At 70.4% G+C, this 24,137-nt stretch carries 18 protein-coding genes; 10 read left to right on the top strand and 8 right to left on the bottom strand.

Annotated features, from left to right (window positions below):
* The 4 genes from AB0873_RS18305 to AB0873_RS18290 form a co-directional block, all read right to left on the bottom strand.
* The coding region (locus tag AB0873_RS18305; RefSeq protein WP_366600896.1) for an N-acetylmuramoyl-L-alanine amidase at positions 1-678 on the bottom strand (678 nt) is incomplete at its 3' end.
* Positions 678-827, bottom strand: coding sequence for a hypothetical protein (locus AB0873_RS18300; RefSeq protein ID WP_366600895.1), 150 nt, complete (start codon positions 825-827; stop codon positions 678-680). The genes AB0873_RS18300 and AB0873_RS18305, both read right to left, overlap by 1 nt.
* Positions 828-891: 64 nt before the next feature.
* Positions 892-2,370: a hypothetical protein gene (locus AB0873_RS18295; RefSeq protein WP_366600894.1), complete on the bottom strand. Its 1,479-nt coding sequence runs from the start codon at positions 2,368-2,370 to the stop codon at positions 892-894.
* Between the two features lie 121 nt (positions 2,371-2,491).
* On the bottom strand, positions 2,492-4,054 hold the full coding sequence (locus AB0873_RS18290; protein ID WP_366600893.1) for a DUF4185 domain-containing protein: 1,563 nt from the start codon (positions 4,052-4,054) through the stop codon (positions 2,492-2,494).
* A gap of 253 nt (positions 4,055-4,307) precedes the next feature.
* Between AB0873_RS18290 and AB0873_RS18285 the strand changes: the two genes are divergently transcribed.
* The 7 genes from AB0873_RS18285 to AB0873_RS18255 all read left to right on the top strand — a co-directional run bounded on the left by AB0873_RS18285 (position 4,308) and on the right by AB0873_RS18255 (position 16,914).
* Positions 4,308-7,607, top strand: coding sequence for a DUF2961 domain-containing protein (locus AB0873_RS18285; RefSeq protein WP_366600892.1), 3,300 nt, complete (start codon positions 4,308-4,310; stop codon positions 7,605-7,607).
* Positions 7,607-9,733: a family 43 glycosylhydrolase gene (locus tag AB0873_RS18280; protein WP_366600891.1), complete on the top strand. Its 2,127-nt coding sequence runs from the start codon at positions 7,607-7,609 to the stop codon at positions 9,731-9,733. The genes AB0873_RS18285 and AB0873_RS18280 overlap by 1 nt, the downstream gene beginning before the upstream one ends.
* Positions 9,734-9,836: 103 nt before the next feature.
* Complete coding sequence (locus tag AB0873_RS18275; RefSeq protein WP_366600890.1) at positions 9,837-11,462, top strand: sugar ABC transporter ATP-binding protein; 1,626 nt, start codon at positions 9,837-9,839, stop codon at positions 11,460-11,462.
* 32 nt (positions 11,463-11,494) lie between these two features.
* The gene (locus AB0873_RS18270; RefSeq protein ID WP_366600889.1) at positions 11,495-12,553 is read left to right on the top strand and encodes an ABC transporter permease; all 1,059 of its coding nucleotides are present in this window, start codon (positions 11,495-11,497) and stop codon (positions 12,551-12,553) included.
* Between the two features lie 26 nt (positions 12,554-12,579).
* Positions 12,580-13,581 carry a substrate-binding domain-containing protein gene (locus tag AB0873_RS18265; protein ID WP_366600888.1) on the top strand — a complete coding sequence of 334 codons (1,002 nt, stop codon included), beginning with the start codon at positions 12,580-12,582 and terminating at the stop codon, positions 13,579-13,581.
* Between the two features lie 133 nt (positions 13,582-13,714).
* Positions 13,715-15,283: an FGGY-family carbohydrate kinase gene (locus tag AB0873_RS18260; protein ID WP_366600887.1), complete on the top strand. Its 1,569-nt coding sequence runs from the start codon at positions 13,715-13,717 to the stop codon at positions 15,281-15,283.
* A complete protein-coding gene (locus AB0873_RS18255; RefSeq protein WP_366600886.1) occupies positions 15,280-16,914 on the top strand; it encodes a fucose isomerase in 1,635 nt (544 codons plus the stop codon). The genes AB0873_RS18260 and AB0873_RS18255 overlap by 4 nt, the downstream gene beginning before the upstream one ends.
* Before the next feature lie 13 nt (positions 16,915-16,927).
* Here the strand turns inward: AB0873_RS18255 and AB0873_RS18250 are convergent, their stop codons facing one another.
* Positions 16,928-17,941: a LacI family DNA-binding transcriptional regulator gene (locus tag AB0873_RS18250; RefSeq protein WP_366600884.1), complete on the bottom strand. Its 1,014-nt coding sequence runs from the start codon at positions 17,939-17,941 to the stop codon at positions 16,928-16,930.
* 605 nt (positions 17,942-18,546) lie between these two features.
* Between AB0873_RS18250 and AB0873_RS18245 the strand changes: the two genes are divergently transcribed.
* The 3 genes from AB0873_RS18245 to AB0873_RS18235 all read left to right on the top strand — a co-directional run bounded on the left by AB0873_RS18245 (position 18,547) and on the right by AB0873_RS18235 (position 21,435).
* Positions 18,547-18,999, top strand: coding sequence for a hypothetical protein (locus tag AB0873_RS18245; protein ID WP_366600883.1), 453 nt, complete (start codon positions 18,547-18,549; stop codon positions 18,997-18,999).
* Between the two features lie 139 nt (positions 19,000-19,138).
* Positions 19,139-19,690, top strand: coding sequence for a PadR family transcriptional regulator (locus AB0873_RS18240; RefSeq protein ID WP_366600882.1), 552 nt, complete (start codon positions 19,139-19,141; stop codon positions 19,688-19,690).
* A gap of 23 nt (positions 19,691-19,713) precedes the next feature.
* Positions 19,714-21,435, top strand: a complete 1,722-nt coding sequence (locus tag AB0873_RS18235) for an acyl-CoA dehydrogenase family protein (protein WP_366600881.1) — start codon at positions 19,714-19,716, stop codon at positions 21,433-21,435.
* A gap of 336 nt (positions 21,436-21,771) precedes the next feature.
* Here AB0873_RS18235 and AB0873_RS18230 read toward each other — a convergent pair whose 3' ends face one another.
* From AB0873_RS18230 to AB0873_RS18220, 3 genes are read right to left on the bottom strand one after another with little or no spacing between them, the layout of a single operon-like run.
* On the bottom strand, positions 21,772-22,143 hold the full coding sequence (locus AB0873_RS18230) for a metalloregulator ArsR/SmtB family transcription factor (protein ID WP_366600880.1): 372 nt from the start codon (positions 22,141-22,143) through the stop codon (positions 21,772-21,774).
* A gap of 43 nt (positions 22,144-22,186) precedes the next feature.
* Complete coding sequence (locus AB0873_RS18225) at positions 22,187-23,314, bottom strand: NAD(P)-dependent oxidoreductase (protein WP_366600879.1); 1,128 nt, start codon at positions 23,312-23,314, stop codon at positions 22,187-22,189.
* Positions 23,311-24,129 carry an SDR family NAD(P)-dependent oxidoreductase gene (locus tag AB0873_RS18220; RefSeq protein ID WP_366600878.1) on the bottom strand — a complete coding sequence of 273 codons (819 nt, stop codon included), beginning with the start codon at positions 24,127-24,129 and terminating at the stop codon, positions 23,311-23,313. The genes AB0873_RS18225 and AB0873_RS18220 overlap by 4 nt, the downstream gene beginning before the upstream one ends.
* Between the last annotated feature and the right edge of the window lie 8 nt (positions 24,130-24,137).

Here is a 24,137-nt window from a genome sequence, read left to right as displayed (position 1 = left end):
GCGGATCAGACCGGTCGACGGTGACCAGGAGAAGTTGGTCAACGTGCCACCGGTGTTGACCGCCGCGAAATGCTGCGAAGCCCCGTACACATACGCCTGCCCCGCCACGTCGGCGCCGCCACCGCCCGCGAGCAGCCGGGCGACATCGGCGCGCATGACGTTGAGGTCGATGAACGACGGGTCGATCTTGCCGGTGGTGCTGGTCTCGCGGTGCCCGCGGGCATAGCTGGCGTCACGGCCGAGGCGACGCAGCACGGCCGCGGTGGCCTTCAGGGAGTTGTTGTACTGCGCGGGGGTCATCCGCTGGTCGGTTGCCTGGTCGCCGCCGTAGTCGATCTCCCAGCCGACCAGCATGCCGTTGCCGTCCCCGGCGGGGATCGGCCCGCTGCCGCGGCTGGCGCCGGCGTGGTTGCACCTGCCGGCGGAGATGACGTGGAACACCCCGTTGTAGTCGACCAGCGCCTGGCAGAGCGGTCCCCGCAGGTCGGGGCGGCCGTTGATGCAGGTGTTCAGTGCCGGGTGCGGGTTGCTGGGGCTGGAGAACGCGGCTGTGTGGTGCCACAGCACGCCGATGGGGTTGAACGAGCCCGGTACCGCCCGGGCGCGCCAGTTGCCGTGCTCGACGACCGGGATGCCTTCGGCGCGCAGGACGTCGGCGAGCCAGGGGATGGTGGCCATCAGGACGCCTCCATCAGATCGGCGACACACTCGACGGAACGCGGCTTGGCCTGGGCCGGACGGGGGGCGAGGGCGACGGCGGCGACGACGACGACCGGCACGCCGAGCATTCTCCGACGGGAGAGCTGGGTGGATCTCGGGGTGGTCATGACACTCCTTGCTGGGACGAGAGGCGATGGGTGGGACCGGTGCGCGAAAGGTGGGCGAGGTCGGTCAGGTGGGGAGTGAGCCGCCCCAGTTGTCGGTGCCGAGGGTGCCGTTGTTGTCGTTGAAGAAGCGGTGTGCGAGGGTGCCGTTGGTGGTGCGGTAGAAGACGTGGTGTTGGCCGGGGGTGGACAGGCCGACGGGGTCGCCGGTGACGACGCCGGTGGCGCCCCAGTTGTCGATGCCGGGGTTTCTTCCGGGTAGCCAGAACCAGTGGGCGAGGTCGCCGTTGGCGCGGCGGCCCATGATGTGTTGCTGGTCGCGGTGGACGAAGGCGTGGGGGTTGCCGGTGAAGGTGCCGCCGGGCCAGGTGCCGCCGTTGAGGGTGCCGGAGGGGTCGTCGAAGAAGCGGTGTTGGAGGTTGCCGGCGGTGTTGCGGAAGAAGACGTGGTGTTGGTTGCCGGCGTAGGAGAAGCCGGTGGGGTCGGAGGCGACGCCGGAGGTGATGCCCCAGTTGTCGACTGAGGGGTTGATGCCGGGCCACCAGTACCAGTGGATGAGTGCGCCGGTGGCGGTGCGGGCGAAGATGTGTTGTTGGTTGCGGTGGACGAAGGCGTGGGGGTTGCCGACGAATGTGCCGCCGGGCCAGACTCCGCCGGCGATCTGGCGGGAGTTGAGGTCGTAGAAGCGGTGTTCGAGGTGGCCGTCGGGGTTGCGGAAGAAGACGTGCTGCTGGGCGCCGTAGGCGAATCCGGTCGGGTTGGACAGGACGCGTCCGGTGGTGTTCCAGTTGTCGCGGCCGGGTGTGGTCATGCCGGGGCCGTGCCACCAGTGCCGCAGGGTGTTGTCGGTGCCGCGGGCGAAGACGTGTTGTTGCCCGTTGTGGACGTAGCCGACTGTCTTGCCGGTCAGTTGTGCGCCTCCCCAGTCCGGGCGGATCAGACCGGTCGACGGTGACCAGGAGAAGTTGGTCAACGTGCCACCGGTGTTGACCGCCGCGAAATGCTGCGAAGCCCCGTACACATACGCCCGGCCGGCGACGGCGCCGCCGACGCTGGCCCGCGCCTCGGCCAGCAGCGACCGCGCCTTGGCCTCGTTCTGGTCGTACCGGTCGGGGAAGGCGGACCGTTGCACGCGCTGGGCGATCTGGCCGGCGGTGCAGGCCGGGCAGCGCCTGTCCTCGACCTGAGCACGGCTGAAGAACTGGGTGGAGGCGTACTCGACGTTGAGGATCTGCTCCCGAGTTCCCCAGCCCTGGCTCGGCCTCTGTTGGAAGACGCCGAGCGAGTCCTTGTCGCCGCATGGCAGGTTGTTCATGTGCGACTCGACCCATCCGGCTTCGAAGCCGGCCAGCATCACCCGGTCGGAGACGCCTCGGGACACACCGACCTGGTAGACGATGCGGATGACGTTAGGGTCGTGGTTGGGCGGGATGAACTGGCATTCGGCGGCTGCCGACGAGGCGACCACGACGGCCGCCGCGGTCGACGTGACCACCGCGGCCGCGAGCGCCGCGCCCAGTCGCCGGTAGATGCTTCGGGTACGCACGGGATGCTCCTCGATCTGTGAAGGCGGTACGCAGGGCAGGGGCGAGCGCGGCATCGACGGCCGGTGGCCGGTCGTGCCCGGGTCGTGGCAGGTTGTGGCAGGTCGTGGCAGGTCGTGGGGATCAGGGCAGTGGGGTGAGCGTGACGTCGTCGATCTGCACCCAGGTGCCCACGCCGGTGGCCCACAGGCCGGCGAACACCTGTAGCGTCGTGAGCGTGCCGACATCGGCGTCGACGGTGAGTCGTTGGTAGCTGGGCAATGGCCCGTAGCGGCGTTCGGCCACGATCCGGCCGGTGGTGGTGCGGACGCCGAAGTAGCCCGCGGTGGCATTTCCTGAGGTACGCAGCCATCCGGTGAGGCGGTAACGCCGGCCGGGCTGGACACTGACGTCCTGGAACACGTGGTGCCAACCGCCGGCCGCCCGAAGCCACGCGTTGTTGCCGCCCGAGTGCGCGAGGCCGAGGCCGCGGTCGACGCCCCCGGTGCCCCCGAGCCGCCAGGGTGCCCCGATGCCCGGCCCGCCCTGCAGTTCGAAACCCGGGTCAGCGACGAGGTTGCCGCCGCCGAGGCGGGTACGCATCAGGTAGACGTTGTAGGGGTCCCACTGGGACATCGTGAAGTAGAGATCCGGACCGGACGACCACGGATGGATGTAGGGCGCGTACAGGCCGGGGAAGCCTCCCGCGGTCGCGACCGTCTGCGCGGCCGACCACGGGCCGGTCGGAGCGGGTGCGTCGCGCAGCACGATCCCATGCCGGTTCTCGTCGAGATACATCATCAGCCACCGGCCGAGGTCGGTGCTGTAGTGGACGGAGAGCTCGCCGACCGGGCCCGGCACCAGCGTCGTCGCCGTCGCCCGATCGGGCGACCAGGTGGCGCCGGTCCAGTACCGCCACGCTGACGGGTCGAGCATGCCGCTCTCCGGCACGCGGGCCAGCCGTGCGGGGCCGAACCGCCCGTTGGGTGTGGCGAAGAGGTAGACGAAGCCGCCGGCGCGGGCGAAGGCGCCCATCTGGAAGCCGTCGCTGCCGGAGGGGTTGTTGAGCCACCGTGCGGTCGGGTGCTTCACCCAGGTTCGGCCGTTGTCGTCGGAGTAGGCGATGCCGGCGTGGTTGGTCTGCCACTGTCCGGGCGGGCCCCAGTGGCGTACGGACATGTAGTGCAGGTAGCTGCGGGCGCCCACCGCGACGCCGGCGGTGGGGATCACGGTGATCTCGTCGTGGTCGATCTTGCGGCAGGGCAGCAGCTCACCGGCGTGGCCGGGGACGTCCTCGACGACGCTGTCGAAGGTGAGCCCGTCCGCGAGTGTCCGATCGGTGCTGCGGGCCAGGATGTTGCATCGCCAGTCGAGGGTGGCCGGGTCGCCCACGCCGCCACCCGGCCCGGTCCAGCCCGCACCGAAGGTGTCACCGAAGGCCACCAGCACCTGCCCGGCGTTGTTGTCCCAGAGGATGCCGAGGTCGGTGGCCTTGATCTGGTGTCGGGTGTCGGTCCGGTTGATCGAGCCGGGCCCGGTGAGCTTGGCGACGCGGACGGCCGGGGAGGCCGTGACGGCGGGGGCCGGCCCCGCAGACGCGGCCGCGGGCTGCGCCGGGGCGGGATGCCATGCCGGTGCGGGGGCGGCACCGAGGGTGACGGTGAGGACGGCCGCTGTGGTGATCACCGTCGTGGATCCGCTGCGCATGGCTTCCTCCTCACTGCGCACCCGAACTTGCTGGACGCGACGGAGAAATCGATTGCCACGAGTTTGGGGACGACCATGATGTGTGTCAATGCCTGAGGGGGAAGTTTTCGGCTGGGGAGCTGGTGGCTGGATCCGGAAGGAACCTTCACTGTTTAGATCGAGATCGACAAGTATTGACATATGTCGAGATCGGGGGGTCTACTCGCCAGCAATCGATTTCTCCTGCTCGGGAAGACCCATCCGAAGGGACACCATGAGGCTCCGTACCCCCCGCTGGCTCGGCGCCGCCGCGGCCGCCCTGCTCGCCCTCACCACAGCCGCGGCAGCGATCGGTGCGCCGCCGGCGACGGCGCGCGGCGCCGTCGCCGCGCCGAGCGCCCTCGCGGTCGCCGACGACAAGGGGCCGATAGGCTGGGACGCCTACCGCCGGCTCGACCGGCTGCCCGAACTGGCGGCAGGCACCCGGACGCGGCAGTTCTCCAGCTTCGCCCGGGACGGCTCCAACGACGACGGGTTCGTCGGCACGTACTCGTGTCTGCGCCAGTCCGGCGGCTGCGTGATCGCCGAGGACCGCGGTCCTGGCGAGGTGCAGTCGATCTGGTTCACCCGCGACGGTGGCAACGTCAGCGCCACCGGCTGGATCCGCATCGAGCTCGACGGTGTCACGGTGGTCAACACCGGGCTGCAGAACCTGGTCAACGGCGGGCTCGGCAGCCCGTTCGTCTTTCCGCTGGTCAGTAACGCCGACCAGACGTCGGGTGGGGTCACCGTCAAGGTGCCGATGCCCTACCGCGAATCGATGCGGATCACCACCCAGAACAATCCGCTCTTCTACCACGTCACCTACCGCGAGTTCGCCGACGCGAACGGGTTCTCCCGGTTCAACCCGGCCGACCCGGCCAGCGACGTCGTCGCCAAGCTGCGCGCCGCCGGCACCCGTGACCCGAAGCCGGCCCAGCCCGGTGCCGCCACCGCGAGCACGACGGTCACCGTGCCCGCGGGCGGGCAGGCAACCCTCGCCACCCTCGCCGGGCCGCGGGCGGTCACCGCCCTGAGGTTGCGGGTGCCCGACGGCGCGGCGACCGCACCGAACCTGACCGGTCTCCGGCTGCGGCTCACCTTCGACGGCCGGACGACGGTGGACAGCCCGGTCGGGGAATTCTTCGGCAGCGGGCTCGGTGAACGCACCGTCCGCTCCCTGATGTTCGCCATGGACGCCGCACCCGCCGGTTGGTACAGCGCGTGGTGGCCGATGCCGTTCCGGTCCACCGCCACCCTCGCGCTCGCGAACACCACCGGCGCACCCATCAGCGGCGTCCAGGCGGAGGTCACCTCGGCGCCGGGCACCCAATGGACGGACTCGCTGGCCACCACCGGGGCGGCCGGCTACTTCACCACCCAGTCGCGCCGAGCCGAGACGGTCGGCGGTAGGGACTGGATCGTCGCCGACCAGGCCGGGCGGGGCCGGTTCGTGGGCGTGTCGCACACCATGCGCGGTCACATCCTCGGCGGCAACACCCGCAACTATCTGGAGGGCGACGAGCGGGTGTACGTCGACGGCTCCCCGACACCACAGATCTACGGCACCGGCGCCGAGGACTTCTACGAGTCCGGGTGGTACTTCAACCGGGGCGAGTACAGCGGCGTCTTCACCGGCAACCCCGCCCACCTCCTGCGTGGCGGCGGATGCGTCCACGAGTGCGACGCCGCCTACCGCCTGATGATCGGCGACGCCGTGTCGTACGCCACGGCACTGCGCTTCGGCATCGAGCACGGTCCGGCCAACGACATGCCCGCCAACTACGCCTCGACGGCGTTCCTCTACACCCAGCCCACCCCCGTGCTGAAGCGGACCGACACGCTGGTCACCGGCGACCCGGCCAGCCGCGCCGCGCACGCCTACAGCGACGGGCCCGCCACCCAGTCGGCACTCACCGCGCCGTTCGAGGGCGACGACGACAACGTCCCGGTGACCGGTCAGGTGCGTGCCACCACCGCCGCGATCAGCTTCCGGATCGCGATCGATCCGGCCAACGCGGGGGTACGGCTGCGCCGCCAGGGCGACCAGCTGAACGGCTACCAGCAGGCGGCCGTGTCGGTGGACGGCGCCGCGGCCGGCGTGTGGCTGCAGGCGCTGGGAAACCGGTCGCAGCGCTGGCTCGCCGACGATTTCGTCCTGCCCGCAGCGCTCACGGCGGGCCGATCGGCGCTCACCGTGACGCTGACACCGGTCGCCGGCGCGCCGGCCTGGACCGCCGCGCGTTACCTCGCCGACAGCATGGTGACGCCGTTCGCCGACACCACCGCTCCCGGCGCCCTGACCGGCCTGGCCCTGGCCGGCGGCCGGGTACACGCCCTCGGCCTGTCCTGGTCGGAGCCGTCCGACGATGTCGGCGTCGCCGGCTACCGGATCTACTCGTCCACCTCACCCGGCGTCGCGATCACCCCGGCCAACCTGGTCGGGACGGCACGCGCCACCGCCTTCCGGCACGGCCCGCTGCCGGCCAACCAAGCCCGCTACTACCGCGTCGTCGCCGTCGACGGCACCGGCAACGCCGGCTCGCCCTCGGCCGAGGTGTCGGCGACCACCCGCCCCCGCAACACCAGCGACGCCAACAACGACCGCCGCGACGACGCGGTCGTCTTCACCCGCGGCACCGCCGCCGACGTGTACACCTCGTTCTCCGACGGCGGCCGGTTCGTGCAGGACGGCTGGCTGTGGAACGGCTTCTTCGCCCCGGGCGGGGAGATCCCGCTCACCGGCGACGTCAACGGCGACGGGCGCGCCGACATCATCACGTTCACCCGCGGCGACCTGGCCGACGTCTACGTCGGGCTGTCGACCGGCTCCGGCTTCGCCGCCGGCGTCAAGTGGCACGACTGGTTCGCGGTCGGCGCGGAGATCCCGGCGGTCGGCGACGTCAACGGCGACGGCCTGGCCGACATCATCACCTTCACCCGTGGCGACAGCGCCGACGTCTACGTCGCCCTGTCAACCGGGAACGGATTCGGGCCTGGCATCAAATGGCACGACCACTTCGCGGTCGGCACCGAGATTCCCGCGGTCGGCGACTTCAACGGTGACGGACGCGACGACATCGTCACCTTCACCCGCGGCAGCCATGAGCAGGCCGACGTCTTCGTCTCCCTGTCCGACGGCACCCGCTTCACCGAGGACGGGTGGAAGTGGCACGACCACTTCGCCGTCGGTGCCGAGCTGCCCGCGGTCGGCGACGTCAACGGCGACGGACGCGACGACATCCTGGCCTTCACCCGCGGCACGGCCGCCGACGTGTTCGTCTCCCTGTCCGACGGCGGCCGGTTCGTGCAGGACAACTGGAAGTGGCACGACCGATTCGCCGTCGGCACCGAGGCGCCAGGCGTCGGCGACTTCAACGGAGACGGGCGGGCGGACATCGTGACGTTCACCCGCGGCACGGCGGCGGATGTGTTCGTGTCGCTCTCCGACGGCGGCCGGTTCGTGCAGAGTGGCTGGAAGTGGCACGACCACTTCGCGACTGGCACCGAGCTGCCCCGGCCCAGCGCGCTGTGATGCGCGGCGTCCGGATCCTGTCGGTGCTCCTGCTCGGGGCGGCGCTGGTGGCCGCCCCGGCGGGGCCCGCCGGGGCGGCCGACGAGCCGGTACGGGTGGAAGCGGAGTCCCTGTCGATCGTCGGTGCCACCGCACCGGTCGAGGTGCAGCCGAACTGCTGCGGCGTGGGCTGGTCCGGCGGCCGGCAGCTGTGGCTGCGCGGTGTGCGGGCCGGTGACTCGGTGACCGTCACCCTACCGCCGGTACCGGCCGGCCAGTACGACATCGGGGGAGTGCTCACCCGGGCTCCCGACTACGGCATCCTGCGCTTCGCCGTTGACGGGGTGGCAATCGGCCAGCTCTTCGACGGCTACGCGCCCACCGTCCGGCGCGCCGCGGCGGTGCCCCTGGGCTCGGCGGCGCTCACGGCCGGCGGCCACCGGTTGACGGTGACGGTGACCGGTCGCTCCGCGTCCTCGGTCGGATTCCTCGCCGGCCTCGACACGGTGACCCTGCGTCGCGTCGGGCCGCTCGCGACCGTGACCACCACGCCCTACGAGACGATCGGCGAGACGCCGACGCGGGGTGCGCTGACCCGGGTCTACGACCCGAGCGTGGGCGAGCCGGTGAACTGGTACCACAACGACCACACGATCGTGAAGAACGAGCAGACCGGCGGGTGGCACGTGTTCGCCATCACCCACCCCGAGCCGGGCGCGCCGCTCGACGAGAAACTCTTCGGCCATGCCACGGCGCCCACTCCGACCGGGCCATGGACCAAACAGCCTCCGGCGCTGGCCGCCAACCGCGGGGCGGGCGAGCACTGGATCTGGGCGCCCCACGTCGTCCATCACAACGGCGTCTACTACATGTTCTACGCGGCCGGGAATCCGGACTTCGCCAACTACCGCATCCACCTGGCCACCTCGACCGACCTGTTCACCTGGACCCGCAGCCCGGCCAACCCGCTGTTCACCGACGGCTGGGAGGGCCGCGACCCGATGGTGACCCGGGTGGGGGACCGCTGGGTCATGTACTACACGGCGACGTCGAGCCCGACCGGCGGCAACCACGTCGTCGCCTACCGGACCAGCACCGACCTGCGGACGTGGAGCGCCCGCGCGATCGCCTACTCGTCGCCGTTCACCGGGCGGGCCGGCGGGCAGACGGAATCGCCGTTCGTCGTGCGCCGCGGCGACTGGTACTACCTCTTCGTCTGCTGCGACGGGACGGACTACGGCGCGGCCTACCGGCGTACGGCCGTCTATCGCAGCCCCGACCCGCTGCGTTTCGACGGTGCCGAGAAGGTGGGTGTGCTGGACGCACACGCGGCCGAGGTGGTGGTGGACGGCCCGAACTGGTACCTCAGCCACGCCGGTTGGGGCCAGGGCGGGCTGTGGCTGGCACCGCTGACCTGGTCGACCGGGGTCGTCGCTCGCGGCTACACGGTGAGCACCGGCTTCCTGCGTGCGGACGTACGGACCTGGCCCCACGCCCGCATCGCGTCGCTGGCGGTCGACCCGATGGGCGGCGGCGCCTACCGCCCCGCGCTCGACTCGTCGCACCGCGGCACGACACCGTACCTGGCGGTGGGTCGCTTCGACGTGACCGACCGGGCGGGCGCACCATCCCGGATCGACGTGTCCGCCGATGGATCCCGGATCGACCTGGTGGGTATCCCGTTCGGCGACGAGCCGGTCACCGCCGACTGGCTGCTGACGTTGGCACCCCGCTGGACTGGCCCGGCGTTGCAGAGCGACATCACCTGGTCGGTCAACGGCTCGCCGACAGCGGCAGTGTGGGAGGTCGCTCTCAACGTCGACGGCGCGCTGCCGGCGGTCGGCGATCCGGTCATGGAGGGACGGCCCACCGGTGACGTGACCGGGATGCAGCCCTGGACGATGACCACGGGCCCTGACATCTCCGTGGTCGCCGTCCACCGCTGGGCCTCCGCCTGGCGCGGCGACAACACCTGGTACGACGCCGGCCACGCGATGGTGGCCTGGCAGCCGTTGTGGCGCCCGGGCGGCACCGCGTGGGCACCTGGCCGCTATCCCGGTGGCACCTGGCGCTTTGTCGCGAGCGGCGCGCGCCGCGACGTCGGGTTCGCCGATGCGGCCTACGCCGCGATCAATGCGATCCCGTGACGCCGTCCTGGGCTGTCAGGGGGCTCCCGCCCCTTGACAGCCCAATGATGGTCTTCTACGTTCCAGAGAAATCGATTTCCCGCTCTGACGCCCGGAGGCCCGCATGAGCGACCAGGTGCTCGTCACCATGGTCGATGTCGCCAAACGGTTCGGCGGCGTGGTCGCCCTCGACGGCGTCGACTTCGCCGTCCGGGCCGGTGAGGTGCACGCACTCCTCGGGGAGAACGGCGCCGGGAAGTCCACCCTGATCAACATTTTGTCCGGCGTCATCACCGACTACGAGGGAGAGGTCGCGGTGGACGGCTTACCGGTCCGCTTCGCCGGGCCGGCCGGGGCGCAGGCGGCCGGCATCGCGACCATCCACCAGGAACTCGATCTCGTGCCCGCGCTGTCCGTGGCCGAGAACCTGATGCTGGGCCGGGAACCACGCACGCCGCTGCGGACGGTCGACCGGCGCGCGATGCTCGGCACCGCCGAGGAACAACTGGGACAGCTGGGCGCCGACGTGGACCCACGCTTACCGGTGGGCTCGTTACGGGTCGGTGAGCAGCAACTGGTCGAGATCGCCAAGGCGCTCTCGCTGAATGCCCGGGTGCTCGTCATGGACGAGCCGACGGCCGCCCTCGCCGACGCGGAGGTGCGACGGCTCATCACCACCATCACCGGTTTGCGTGAGCGGGGCGTCGGCATCGTCTACATCTCACACCGGATGGAGGAGATCGAGGTGGTCGCCGACCGCGCGACGGTCCTGCGCAACGGAACCGTCGCCGGCACCGTCCGTCTAGGACGTGCGAGCCGGCAGCAGATCATCACCATGATGGTCGGCCGGTCGGTCGAGTCGCTCTTCGACACCGATGCCCGCTCCGACCACGGCGTAGCCGGTAGCCGCGCCGACGCCGACGCCGCAGACCTGGCGGACGGCGACTCCGACGCCGGCGATGACGAAGCACGCGTGCCTCTCCTCGAGATCGACAATCTCGCCGTGCGGCCCAAGGTCGTCCGGCCGCGCCGCGCGGAGCCGGCCGGCGTCAACCTGACCGTGCGGTCCGGTGAGATCGTCGGCCTGGCCGGTCTGATGGGGGCCGGTCGCACCGAGCTGCTGGAGACCCTCTTCGGCGCGGGACCGGCGGGCCGGCGCACCGGTGGCGTCCGGCTGGCCGGCCGCCCCTATTCCCCGCGCCACCCTCGCGCCGCGCTGCGTGCCGGCGTCGGCTTCGTTCCCGAGGACCGGCGGCGCTCGGCGCTCGTACTTGACCATCCGGTCGGCCGCAGCATCGTGCTGACCGCTCTCGGGCGGCTGACGACGGCCGGATTCGTCCGCCGGCAGCGGGAGCGGTCCGCGATCCGGCAGAAGATCGCCGAGCTGGCGATCAAGACTCCCTCGGCCGCGGCACCGGTCGGCGCCCTGTCCGGGGGCAACCAGCAGAAGGTCATCTTCGCCCGGCAACTGCTCGCCCAGCCGCGGCTGTTACTGCTGGACGAGCCGACCCGCGGCGTCGACATCGGCGCGAAGGCCGAGATCTACCGGCTGCTCCGCCGGCTCGCCGACGACGGCTTGGGGATCCTGGTCGCCTCGTCGGAACTGCCCGAGCTGCTCGGCGTCTGTGACCGGGTCGTGGTGCTGCGGCGCGGCCGGACCGTAGCCGACCTCGACGTGTCCGACTGCACGGGCGAAGACATCCTCGCGGCGGCGATGGGCGGCACCGCCGCCGGAAGGGACGACCGATGACCGGGACCCGCGTACCGCCACCGGAGCCCGCTGTGAGCGAGGCACCGCCCGCGGCCGGCACGGTCGGTCGGGGCGGCGCCGCCGGCAGGTGGATCCGCCGCCCGCGCAGCCGGCGGGAACTCGTCGACCGTCTCTTCGCCGTGCAGAGTCTGTTCGCGCTGCTCGTCGTGTTCGTCGTCGCCATCGTCGCCTCGCCCAGCCGGAACGGCGAGATCCTGTTCCTGTCCGCCGGGAACCTCGGCAACATCGTGCGGGCGGTGTCGGAGATCGGCATCATCGCCGTCGGCATGACCTTCGTCATCCTGCTCGGCGGCATCGACCTGTCGGTCGGCGCCATTCTCGGCCTGTCGGCCGTGGGCGCCGCGACGCTCATGGTCGACGAGGGCCTCGGCATCCTTCCTGCGGTCGCCGCGGTCCTCTTGATCGGTGCGCTGTTCGGCGCGGTGCAGGGCTACGCGACCGCCCGCCTCGGTATCCAGTCGTTCATCGTCACGCTCGCCGGCCTCCAGGTCGCCCGTGGCCTCGCGCGAATCTGGTCCGGGGGACTCGGCATCCCGATCGCCTACGGCGACGGGCCCCAGGAGGCCCCGCCCGCCTTCGAGATCCTCAACGGCTCCATCAACGGGGTGATCCCCGTGCCGGCCGTGCTGTTCATCGCCATCGGCGTGGCCGCGATCGTCGTGCTGCGGACGACCGCGTTCGCCCGGCACGTCTACGCGATCGGCGGCAACGAGAAGGCGGCCCGCCTCTCGGGTGTTCCGGTCACCCGGGTCAAGGTCGCCGTGTTCGCCATCGCCGGCCTCCTGGCGGCGGTGGCCGGCGTCATCCACGCGGGACAGCTCAACCAGGGCAGTCCCAACGACGGCGCCGGATACGAGTTGGACGCGATCGCCGCGGTGGTGATCGGCGGCACCAGCCTGGCCGGCGGCACCGGCTCGATGGGCGGAACGCTCGCCGGCGCGCTGCTACTCGGCATCCTCAACAACATCCTCGCGCTCAACAACATCGACGCCAACGTGCAACTGCTGATCAAAGGACTGGTGATCGTGGCCGCGGCTGCCCTGCAGAAGCTGCGGCCCAGCATCGCCTGATTGACTCGACACCGAGGAGCTCACCCATGCGAACCCATGCCGCTCTGCTCGCACTGCTCGCCACCGGCGCGCTCGTCGTCTCCACGGCGTGCAGCGTCGAGAAGGCGTCCGACAAGGCTGGCAACGACGCCGCCGGAAACTGCGGCGCCGGCCGGGATTTCCTGATCGGCATGTCGCAGGCCAACAACGGCGAGCCCTACCGGCAGGTGATGAACAACGACGTCGAGACGGCGGCGAGGTCGGTCCCCGGATTCCAGGTCGTGGTCTCCGACGCGGCGCAGGACAACAGCAAGCAGGTCGCCGACGTCGAGAACTTCCTGACCCAGAAGATCGACCTGCTGATCATCTCGCCGAACGAGGCCAGGCCGCTGACCGCGGTGGTCGAGAAGGCGTACCAGCAAGGGATCCCGGTCATCGTGCTGGACCGCAAGGTCGAGGGCGACGCGTACACCGCGTTCATCGGTGGTGACAACGTTGCGATCGGCAAGGCGGCCGGCGAGTTCTACGCCGAGACGCTGCTGCCCCAGGGCGGCAAGGTGATCGAGATCGCGGGTCTGCCCGGCTCGACGCCCGCCGCCGAGCGGGCGAGGGGCTTCCGCGACGGCATCGCGAGCAACCCGACGATCCAGATCGTCGCCTCGCAGCCGGGCGACTGGCTGCGCGAGAAGGGCCAGTCGGTGGCAGACGCCCTGCTCAAGACCCATCCCGACGTCGCCGCGATCTACGCGCACAACGACCCGATGGCCGAAGGCGCCTACCTGGCGGCCAAGGCGGCCGGAGTCGAGACGAAGATCAAGTTCACCGGAATCGACGCGCTGCCGGTGCCGTCCGGCGGCATCAAGGCGGTCGAACAGGGCCGGCTCGCCGCCACCTTCCAGTACCCGACCGGCGGCCGGGAGGCCATCGACCTCGCGAAGAAGATCCTGGTCGACTGCAGTAAGGACGTTCCTCGGACGACCACTCTCGAAACCATGCAGATCACCAGGGACAACGCGGCCGAGGCGTACGCCAAGCTCGGTGGCGCCTGAGTTCGGCACCCGGACCGAGGCGGCGTCGACCGAGGTTGTCCCCGGCCGGTCCCTGTTCGGTGCGGCGGGGATCGGCCGGTGCCACCGGCGCAGCCCTGGTGAAGACGGAACGGACAGTGGCGGGAGAGCGGACGTGAAGCAGAAGGCGGTTGCCGACAGCGCCGCCGGTGTGGCGACGCCGGCCGTGATCGGCGTGGACATCGGCACCTCCAGCAGCAAGGGCGTCCTCGTCGACCTGGACGGACGGCTCATCCGCTCGCGCACGCTCGAGCACCGCGTCGACCGCCCGCGTCCCGGATGGGTCGAGATGGACGGCCGCATCTGGTGGCAGGAGTTCGTCGCCATCGTTCGGGATCTGCTGGCTCCCGCCGACGTGCGGGTCCTGGCCGTCGGAGTCAGCGGTATGGGCCCGTGTGTTCTGCTCACGGACAGCGCCGGCACACCATTGCGTCCCGCCATCCTGTACGGCGTCGACACCCGTGCCACCGCCCAGATCGCGCGACTCAACGAGCGGTTCGGGGCGTACGAGATCATGCGCCGGTGCGGCTCGGCGCTGTCCACCCAGGCGGCCGGGCCAAAGATCGCCTGGGTCGCCGACGTCGAGCCGGACGTGTTCTCCCGAGCCCGCCGCCTCTTCATGCCCAGCTCGTGGCTCGCCTACCAGCTCACCGGCCGGTACCTGCTCGACCATCACTCCGCCAGCCAGTGCACCCCGCTGTATGACGGCGAGGTCCAGGACTGGTGGCGGCCCTGGGCGGATGAGATCGTCGGCGACCTGGTCCTGCCACCGCTGCAGTGGCCGGGTGACATCGCGGGCGCCGTGACGCCGGAGGCCGCGGCGGTGACCGGGCTTGACGCGGGAACACCCGTCATCACCGGAACCATCGACGCGTGGGCGGAGGCGATCAGCGCCGGGGCGCACGGCATGGGCGACCTGATGCTCATGTACGGCACGACGATGTTCCTGGTGCACACGGCTCCGTACCGGTTGACGAGTCCATCGCTGTGGGGCACGGTGGGTGCCCTGCCCGGCACCCGCAACCTGGCCGGTGGCATGGCGACCTCCGGCGCGATCACCGGATGGCTGCGTGACCTGTTCACCGCCGCTGACTACCCCGAGCTGCTGCGCCTGGCCGAACGCTCCGGTCCCGGCGCCCGAGGACTACTGATGCTGCCGTTCTTCGCCGGCGAGCGCACACCCATCCTCGATCCGGACGCCCGTGGGGTCATTGCCGGACTGACCCTGTCGCACGATCGCGGCGACCTCTACCGGGCGGCTCTGGAGGCGACCGGGCTGGGCGTGCGACACAACATTGACGCGATGGAGCAGGCCGGTGGAGACATCCGCCGGATCGTCGCCGTCGGCGGCGGTACGCAGGGCCGTCTCTGGACACAGATCGTGTCGGACATCATCGGGCGACCGCAGCACATCCCGGCGCAGACCATCGGAGCCAGCTACGGTGCCGCGTTCCTGGCCGCACGCAGCGTGCACGACGTCTCGATCGAGGTGTGGAACCCGATCAGGGAGATTCGCGAGCCGCGTCGCAAGCTCGCCGCGGACTACGACGAGCTGTACGAGCTGTACCGCGATCTGTACGCCGGCTCCCAGCGCGTCGTCCGAGCTCTGGCCGGGCGACAGAGGCGCCTGCTGACCGACGCGTCCATACCGCAGATCCAGCCCGCCGAGGGAGCCGCCACGTGACCAGCTACACCCTGCCCCAGCTGACCCGACCACCTGCCGCCGCCCCCCGCACCGTATACACGGTGGCCAGCGGCGATCTGCGGTGGGCCGCCAACGTCACCGGCTGGCCGACTCAGCGACAGCTCGAGGCCGACCTCACCGCCGCGATCACCGCACTCGGCTGGCGGGTGCAGCGCGGCCACCAGGTCGACAAGGCCGCCAGCCACGGATTCATCGACAGCCAGCGGGCAGGAATCGAGGTGTTCAAGACGATTCCGGTCGACGCTCCGCTCATCGTGGTGGAGGCGGTTTGGCAGTACAGCCACCACGTCCTGGCCGGGCTGCGCGCTCACCGCGGGCCGATCCTGCTGGTGGCGAACTGGAGCGGGCAGTACCCCGGCCTGGTCGGCCTGCTCAACCTCGCCGGCAGCCTGACCAAGGCGGGGGTGCGGTACTCCGCGTTGTGGAGTGCGGACTTCACCGACGAGTGGGCACGCGAAGGCCTGATGGCGTGGCTGGCCACCGGGGAAGTGGTGCACGACCAGAGCCACGTGCGGGACCTGCCGGCGCTGCCTCCCGGTCCCGAGGTCGAACTCGGTGTGGCGCTCGCCCGGCAGCTCCGCACCGAGCGGGCGATCATCGGCGTCTTCGACGAAGGCTGCATGGGCATGTACAACGCCATCATCGACGACGAACTGCTCAACCCGCTCGGCATCTACAAGGAGCGACTCTCACAGAGCGCGTTGGTGGCGGAGATGTCACAGGTGTCGGACGAGGACGCGCAGGCGGTGCGGGTCTGGCTGGACGGCGCCGGCATGACCTTCCACACCGGCACCGACGAAGCCACCGAGCTGACCGATGCGCAACTGCTCAGCCAGTTCAAGATGTACATCGCCGCGCTGCGCATCGCCGACGACTTCGGTCTGGACGCGGTGGGCATCCAGTACCAGCAAGGCCTCAAGGACACCGTCCCGGCCAGCGATCTGGCCGAAGGGCTGATGAACAACGTACTGCGCCCGCCGGTCACGAGCCGGGGAGGAACACGCGAGCTGTATCCGGGAGCGGCCCTGCCTCACTTCAACGAGGCGGACGAGGGCGTCGCCGTCGACTCGCTGATCACCAACCGGATCTGGACCGCGATGGGCCTCGACCCGGCAACGACCCTGCATGACATCCGCTGGGGAGAGCAGTACGGGACAGACTTCGTCTGGGTTTTCGAGATCTCCGGCTCGGTGCCCGCGGCCCACAACGGCGGTTACCACCGCTCGTACAGCGTGCGTCAACCGTCGATGTACTTCCCGCTCGGTGGAGGAACTCTCAGCGGCGTGTCGAAGCCGGGTGAGATCGTCTGGTCCCGCGTGTTCATCATGGACGGTGTGCTGCACGTGGACCTGGGTCGTGGCACTGTGGTCGACCTACCGGCGGCGGAGACCGAGCGCCGGCTCAAGGCCACCACGCCGCAGTGGCCCATCATGAACGCGGTGCTGCACGGGGTGGACCGGGACCAGCTGATGGCCCGGCACAAGGCCAACCACGTCAACGTGGTCTACGCCCCGGATGCCGCCACCGCGGATCGGGCGTTGCGAGTCAAGGCCGCGCTCTTCGCCGAACTCGGCGTGAAGGTGTATCTGTGCGGCAAGGTCAATCTTTGACGCGGTGGCGCCGCTACGCTGGAGGCGCTTCGGATGGCCCGGTCGAGCTCTCGCGCACCTGAAGTCCGGTGTGCAGCGTGACGGTCGAGGGTGCCTTCGCCGCGTTGGCGATGCGCTCGGTGAGCAGCATGGCCGCCGTCCGCCCCAGGTCATAGGTGGGCTGCGAAACGGTGCTGAGCGACGGTTTCACCAGGTGTGCCCATGGGATGTCGTCGAATCCGATCACGCCGCATGCGGCGGGGACAGCTATCCCGCGATCGACCAGGCACTCGACGGCGCCCACGGTCATCAGGTTGTTGGTGGCGAAGATCGCGTCCGGAGGCTCGGTCGCCGCCAGCAGAGACGCCATCGCCTGGTAGCCGCCCTCCTCCCGGAAGTCGGCGAAGCGGATCAGGTCGTCCTTCACCGGAACACCTCGCGACCTCAGGGCCCGCTGATACCCCCGCAGCCGCTGGGTGGCGGTCGAGATCCGGCGGGGGCCGGTGATGCAGGCGACCCGGCGATAGCCGTTGTCGAGCAGGTGGGCGGTGGCCAACTCCGCGCCGTGGGTGTTGTCGACGAGCACGGTGTCCACGGCCGCTCCGCGCGGTTGCCGGTCGATCGCCACCACAGGGATGCCGGCCTTCACCAGCCGAGTGATGCCGGTCGGGCGGCCGGACGACGAGATGATGACGCCGGCCATGCGCTCGGCAAGGGCAGCGGCGACGTAGCGCGACTCCTTCTCCGGATCCTCGTCACTGTTGCACAGGACCACGGAGAAGCCGGCGCCCTGGGCAACGTCCTCGACCCCTCGGACCATGGACGTGAAGAACGGATTGCCGATGTCGGAGATGATCACCGCCCAGAGGCTGGTCCGGCTACGGCGCAGGCTCCGGGCGACGGCGTTGGGCCGGTAGTCAAGCTCCCGCATGGCCTGGCGAACGCGGTCGGCCATGTCCGAATCGACGGATGTCCGGCCGTTCAACACGCGTGACACGGTCGCGGGAGAGACCCGAGCCTGCTGGGCCACGTCGTAGATCGTCGTCATACGGCTCCGTCCATCGCTTCAGCAGCCCCATCCTCCTGGGTGCTGGGAGCGTTCACATCTCCAGCTCCCGAGGCGTGCACCATGTGGCTAGGGGATGAAGGGCAATCCTACACGGACTGGCAATCGATTTCTGTAAAGCTGCTCACGATGTGGTATCCGCCCGCGGTCAGCGCGTAGCAGCCGGCCATCATGGGCGACAGGCCAGGGGGCAGACTCGGAGCAAACGCCACCGATCGGAACATGACGGGCAAGTATTGACACAGACTCGGGCCCGAAGTTGTACTTGAGGGGCAATCGATTTCTCCTCATGTTCGGGGGCCGCCTTGGTGCCGATTTCCGGTGAGCTGACCCACCTCGGCGCTGGGTACACAAGCACCCCCGAGTCCCATGAGGGTCGTCGCCATTTCGTGATACCGACTGCGGGAGCGCATGCGGTGCTGGTCGATATCGCGTCGAGCCATGCCGGCGGCACCTTCCGGTGCACAGGCTGCGGTGATACCGAGGCGGACTTCCGGGACCTGGAAATCGTCGCTCGCGCCGGCGCGCATGCCGCCGCCTGCGGGCGGGGCACGGTTACCGCGGCCCTGGACGCCGAAGTTGCCGCGGTGCGTACCGAACTGCACCGCGCGGCGCCCGTCGCATCCCGGTACTCGCAGATGGCCGGACTACTGCTCGGCGCCGGCCTGGCGGTCCTCGCAGTCGCGGGGACGCTCGGGCACCTGTCTCGGCCGGCGGTGATCAGTGGCGCGGCCACGGTCGCCGTGGTGCTGACCGCGATGACCCTGCTGATGCTGACGTCGCGGCTGCGCCCCAACGCTGATCACGGGTTTATGGTCTACGCGAACGCCGACGACGCCCAGACCGTGCTCGCCCGCGTCGCCGGCGGCGACGCCGACTGCGTCGCACAGACGACCCCCATGACCCGGGCCCGCGAGCTGCGGTGGCTCTCCCGCAGCCTCCGCGCGAAGTCGCAGACCATCAACTGGGCGGTGCCGCTGCTGCTCACCGGCTACGTGGGGGCCGCGGTCACCACGGCCCTCGTGATCCGGTGGGGCTGAGGCGCAACCGCGACGCCGCTGATGACCACGCAGGGCTGACCGGCGACCGAACCGCGGCTGTCGAAGGGCGCGTCGCCCACGGCGCAGAATGTCGCCGGGGGGATTGCTATGCAACGAGTTGCATAGCAGGATCGCCGGTGTGGCACTGGAACACGCGATTCTCGTCTCGCTGCTGGAGCAGCCCGGGTCCGGCTACGAGCTGGCCCGGCGGTTCGAGCGCTCCATCGGCCGGTTCTGGACGGCTACCCACCAGCAGATCTACCGCGTCCTCAGGCGGATGGAGACCGACGGCTGGGTCACCGCCGAGGAGATCGGCCAGGATGGGCGCCCCGACAAGAGGCGCTACTCCGTGACCGCGGCTGGCCGGAGGGTGCTCGCGAGCTGGCTGCGGGAACCCGTCCAGCCAGAGACGGTCCGCCACGAACTGGCCGTGAAGATCCGCGGCGCAGCGTTCGACGACGATGCCGGCCGGGCTGCACTGATCGTCGAGGTCGAGCGGTACCGCGCCGACCACGAAGCCACCCTCAACCGCTACGTGGCCGGCGAGCGGCGTGACTTTCTCGACTCCGGTGAGCTCGACGCAGGCCAGCGGTTGCGGCACGTCGTGCTCCGGGGTGGCGTCGCGTACGAGCGGATGGTCCTCGACTGGCTCGACGACGTCCTCGAAACCCTCCACGGCCTCGGCCGCTGACTCCCCAGGAAGGCAATGCCACCATGGCGAACTCGTTGTTGCTGAACCCGCGCACCTACGACCCCGCACACCTCGACGACGAGACGCGCAGGCTGCTCCGCGCCACTGTCGACTTCTTCGAGAACCGCGGCAAGAAGGCACTGGTCGACAGCTACAACGACCGGGTCTGGTACGGCGACTTCCTGGACTTCGTCGCGAAGGAGGGCCTGTTCGCGACGTTCCTGACGCCGGCAGCCGATGGTGGCGGGGCCGAGGGCAGACGCTGGGACACCGCGCGCAACGCAGCGCTCAGCGAGATCCTCGGCTTCTACGGTCTCGGCTACTGGTACACCTGGCAGGTGACCGTCCTGGGTCTCGGGCCGGTGTGGCAGAGCGCGAACCTGACCGCCCGCGCCAACGCGGCCCAGCTACTCGCCGACGGTCACGTCATGGCGTTCGGCCTGTCCGAGCGCAGCCACGGCGCCGACATCTACTCCACCGACATGATCCTCACTCCCGACGGCGCGGACGGATACCGGGCCAACGGCGGCAAGTACTACATCGGCAACGGCAACGTCGCCGGCCTTGTCTCCGTCTTCGGCCGCCGCGCCGACATCGAGGGGCCCGACGGCTACGTCTTCTTCGCCGCGGACAGCCGCCACCCCGCCTACCGCCTGGTCAAGAACGTCGTGAACGGGCAGATGTACGTCAGCGAGTTCCGACTCGAGGACTACCCGGTACACGGCGAGGACGTGCTGCACACGGGCAAGGCCGCGTTCGACGCCGCGCTCAACACCGTCAACGTCGGCAAGTTCAACCTTTGCACCGCTTCCATCGGCATCTGTGAGCACGCGATGTACGAGGCGGTCACCCACGCGCACCGGCGGGTGCTCTACGGCAAGCAGGTCACCGACTTCCCGCACGTGCGGCGCGAGCTCACCGACGCGTACGCCCGGCTGGTCGCGATGAAGTTGTTCAGCGACCGTGCCACCGACTACTTCCGGTCGGCGGGCCCTGACGACCGGCGGTACCTGCTGTTCAACCCGATGACCAAGATGAAGGTCACCACCGAGGGCGAGCGGGTGATCGACCTGCTGTGGGATGTGATCGCCGCGAAGGGTTTCGAGGCGGACACCTACTTCGACAAGGCCGCCAAGGACATCCGTGGCCTGCCGAAGCTTGAGGGCACCGTGCACGTCAACCTCGCCCTGATCCTGAAGTTCATGCCGAACTACCTGTTCCAACCGGCCGACTTCGCGCCGGTACCCACCCGTCAGGACCCCGCCGACGACGAGTTCCTGTTCCGGCAGGGGCCGGCCCGCGGCCTCGGGGCGATCCGGTTCCACGATTGGCGCGGCGCGTACGACACGTACGCCGACATCCCGAACGTGGCGGTGCTCCGGGAACAGGCCGACGGACTCTGCGCACTGCTGCGTGCCCACGCCCCGGACGAGGATCAGCAGCGCGACCTGGACTTCCTGCTCACCCTCGGTCAGCTCTTCGCGCTGGTCGTCTACGGTCAGCTGATCCTGGAGCAGGCCGAGCTGACCGCCCTGGATCGGCACCTGCTCGATGAGATCTTCGCGGTACTCGTCGGGGACTTCTCCGCCTACGCGACGGAGCTGTACGGCAAGGCGGCCACCACCGACGCGCAGGCCGCCTGGGCCGTGGCGCACCTGCGCCGCCCGGTTCCGGACGCGTCCCGCACCGCCGCCGTCTGGGCGCAGGTCGAGGCGCTCGCAGGCGCGTACGAGATGCAGCCGTAGGAGGCGGTCGGCCTGATCGAGCGCTGCGGGCGGCCGGGGAACGTCCCGGCCGCCCGCGGTTGCCCCGCCGGTATCGGCCATCCCGGCAGCGCGGAGGCGAGGACGCCCGGTCGAGCGGTATGGCGCACCGAACGAAGTCGTCAGGAAACCGGGGCAGCGGCTGTTGTGGTGCGGTACTGATGCCGGCGTCGCTGTCGTGACCATCAACGTATGTGGCGCCGGGTCGGACGCCGGTGATCAGGTGTGCAGCAGACGGCGGACCTCGCCGAGGGCGAGGGGTATGAGGTCCTAGCGGTCGTCCTGTCAGCGCTCGGGCGCGGTCCTCGGCGGTGCCGCTCAGCGGGCCTTCTTCGTCGCCCGCTTGCGGGGCGGCGTCAACAGGTCGGCTATTCCCGCGATCGCGGACGGCACCAGGCGGTAGTAGGCCCAGACGCCGCGCTTCTCGCGCTCGAGCAGGCCGGCCTCGGTGAGGATCCGAAGGTGGTGACTCACGGTCGGCTGGGACAGGTCGAGCGGCGCGGTGAGGTCACTCACCGACGCCTCGCCCTCCGGGGCGGACTGGATCAGACTGAGCAGTCGTAGTCGGGCCGGATCGGCGACCGCCTTCAGCACTCCCGCGAGCCGCTCGGCGTCGGCACGCTTGATCGGCTCGCCGGCAAGCGGCGAGACAGCAGGCATATCAGTTTTCACAGATCCCACGCCTTCCATCGTCGCACCAACACCAGGATCGGCCGCGTGAATCAAGACGCTGTCACCGTCCGTTCGCGGGAAGGGAACAGTTGACCTGTCCCGGGCCGGTGAGCGACCGGATCAGCGAGTGCGGCCCCCGCCCGACGGGTGACCGACGTCCTTCGTCACTCACGCCTGCTGGGCCAGGCGGGGCCAGGGGTAGCCGTTGGCGGCGGCTTCGGCGAGGGATTCGAGGACGGCGGTCCGCCAGTCCTCGCGAGGGGTGTAGCCGAGTCTGCGGGCGGCGTGGTCGGTCGGGCAGAGCCAGTTCTCGGAGACGTGCACCAGAGATCGGGTCAGGAAGGGGGAGGAGCTGCAGCTTCTCCATCAGCCAGGCGAAGGCGTAGCCGGCGGCGTACGGGACGCTGAACCAGGGACGAGGGGAGTCGGTCTCATCGGCGATGAACTCGATGACCTCGCGGGCGGTGGGCAACGTCGGTCCGCAGATGTTGAACGATTCGTAGTCGTCGAGCCCGTCGGCGGTCGCGGCCAGTGCGAACGCCTCGCCCAGGTCGCTGCCGCCGACGAGCGCGAGGCGGGCGCGGCCACCGGCGAGCCAGGGCACCAGGCGGGTGCGCAGCCGGGGTACGAGCGCGGGCACCATGCCGAGGGTGTTGCCGGCGCCGACGAAGTGCCCGAGGCGCATGGTGATCATCTGGGTGCCGCGGTCGCTGTGCCGGCGCATGTGGTCGTCGAGGTCGATGAGCCGGTCGAGATGGGGCCAGAAGCCGGTACGGCGGGTCTGGGCAAAATCGTCGATCGGTCCGCCGTTGACGGGGCGGGCGGCGATCGCGACCGTGCTGGTCTGGATGAAGCGCCGGACGCCGCGGTCGATCGCCTGGTCGATGAGGTCCCGGTTGGGTTCGAAGAACTGGCGGCGCTCGAGCTCGGCGTGGCCCCAGAAGGCGCCCCAGGTGCCGGCGTGGCAGACGACATCGACGCCGTCGACGAGCGCCCTGCGGTATCCGGGGTCACGCAGGTCGCCGGCCCGGACCTCGCCGGAGAAGGCCGCCGGCAGCCGGTCGGGCGCGCGGCACGCGGCGATGACGGTGACCTCGGGGCGGGTGGCCAGCGCGGCGAGGATGTTGCGGCCGAGGAACCCGGTGGCGCCGGTGACCAGGACTCGCGTGGCGCCCGGCCGGGGGCTCATGCCGTCGCCCCGGTCGGGCTGCCGGCGGCGAATGTCCGGCCGATCGTCGCGCCCATCACGCGGGTCGCCATCGGCCGGGGCAGCAGGTGTGCTTGGATCCGGTTGATCCGGCCGGCGATGTGGGTGGCGCGGTTGGCGGCCAGCGCGGCGAGGCCTTCGGCGGCGCAGCGGTCGGCCGACATCGGCCGGATCGGCAGGGCGGTCGGGTCGATGCCCATGCCGGCCAGCGCCGGGGTGTCGGTGGGGCCGGGCAGCAGGACGGTGACGTGCACGCCGTGGCCGGCGAACTCGGCGTGCAGGGCCTCGCCGAGGCTGAGCACGTACGCCTCGGTGGCGGCGTTGTTGGCCATGTAGGGCACGCCCTGGCGGCCGCCGACGGAGGAGACCAGCAGCAGGCCGCCGCGGCCGCGGCCGGTCAGCCGCCGGCCGAAGTGGTGCGCCAGGCGCAGGTTCGCCGTCACCTTGAGCTGGACGCCGCGCAGCAGGTCGTCGGTGTCGAGGTCGAGGAACCGGCCGGGAAGTGCCGCGCCGGCGTTGCCGATCACCGTCCCGACGTCGAGGTCCGCGGTGGCCGTCCGCAGCCGGTCGAGGAAGTCGTCGTCGGTGAGGTCGACGCCGACGGCTCGGTAGTCGATGCCGTGGCTGGCGGCGAGTTCGTCGCCGAGCGTGCGGAGTTCGGGCAGGCGTCGGGCGGCCAGGACGAGGTTGAGGCCGGAGACGGCGAGATGGCGGGCGAAAGCGGCGCCGATGCCGGAGGAGGCACCGGTGACCACGGCCCAGGGGCCGAACCGGTGGCGGTCGAGCGAGGGTTTCACGGGCGCTC

This window comes from Micromonospora sp. NPDC047707, from assembly GCF_040704235.1.
Classification (GTDB): domain Bacteria; phylum Actinomycetota; class Actinomycetes; order Mycobacteriales; family Micromonosporaceae; genus Micromonospora.
Note: the sequence above shows the minus strand (reverse complement) of the source record. Positions and strands in the feature narration are given on the sequence as shown.

What these genes read in the sequence shown, in the direction of transcription:
- AB0873_RS18250 (WP_366600884.1), bottom strand. Translation starts at nt 17,941, where the DNA reads ATGACGACGATCTACGACGTGGCCCAGCAGGCTCGGGTCTCTCCCGCG.
- AB0873_RS18290 (WP_366600893.1), bottom strand. Translation starts at nt 4,054, where the DNA reads ATGCGCAGCGGATCCACGACGGTGATCACCACAGCGGCCGTCCTCACC.
- AB0873_RS18275 (WP_366600890.1), top strand. Translation starts at nt 9,837, where the DNA reads ATGAGCGACCAGGTGCTCGTCACCATGGTCGATGTCGCCAAACGGTTC.
- AB0873_RS18300 (WP_366600895.1), bottom strand. Translation starts at nt 827, where the DNA reads ATGACCACCCCGAGATCCACCCAGCTCTCCCGTCGGAGAATGCTCGGC.
- AB0873_RS18235 (WP_366600881.1), top strand. Translation starts at nt 19,714, where the DNA reads ATGGCGAACTCGTTGTTGCTGAACCCGCGCACCTACGACCCCGCACAC.
- AB0873_RS18230 (WP_366600880.1), bottom strand. Translation starts at nt 22,143, where the DNA reads ATGGAAGGCGTGGGATCTGTGAAAACTGATATGCCTGCTGTCTCGCCG.
- AB0873_RS18285 (WP_366600892.1), top strand. Translation starts at nt 4,308, where the DNA reads ATGAGGCTCCGTACCCCCCGCTGGCTCGGCGCCGCCGCGGCCGCCCTG.
- AB0873_RS18225 (WP_366600879.1), bottom strand. Translation starts at nt 23,314, where the DNA reads ATGAGCCCCCGGCCGGGCGCCACGCGAGTCCTGGTCACCGGCGCCACC.
- AB0873_RS18265 (WP_366600888.1), top strand. Translation starts at nt 12,580, where the DNA reads ATGCGAACCCATGCCGCTCTGCTCGCACTGCTCGCCACCGGCGCGCTC.
- AB0873_RS18280 (WP_366600891.1), top strand. Translation starts at nt 7,607, where the DNA reads ATGCGCGGCGTCCGGATCCTGTCGGTGCTCCTGCTCGGGGCGGCGCTG.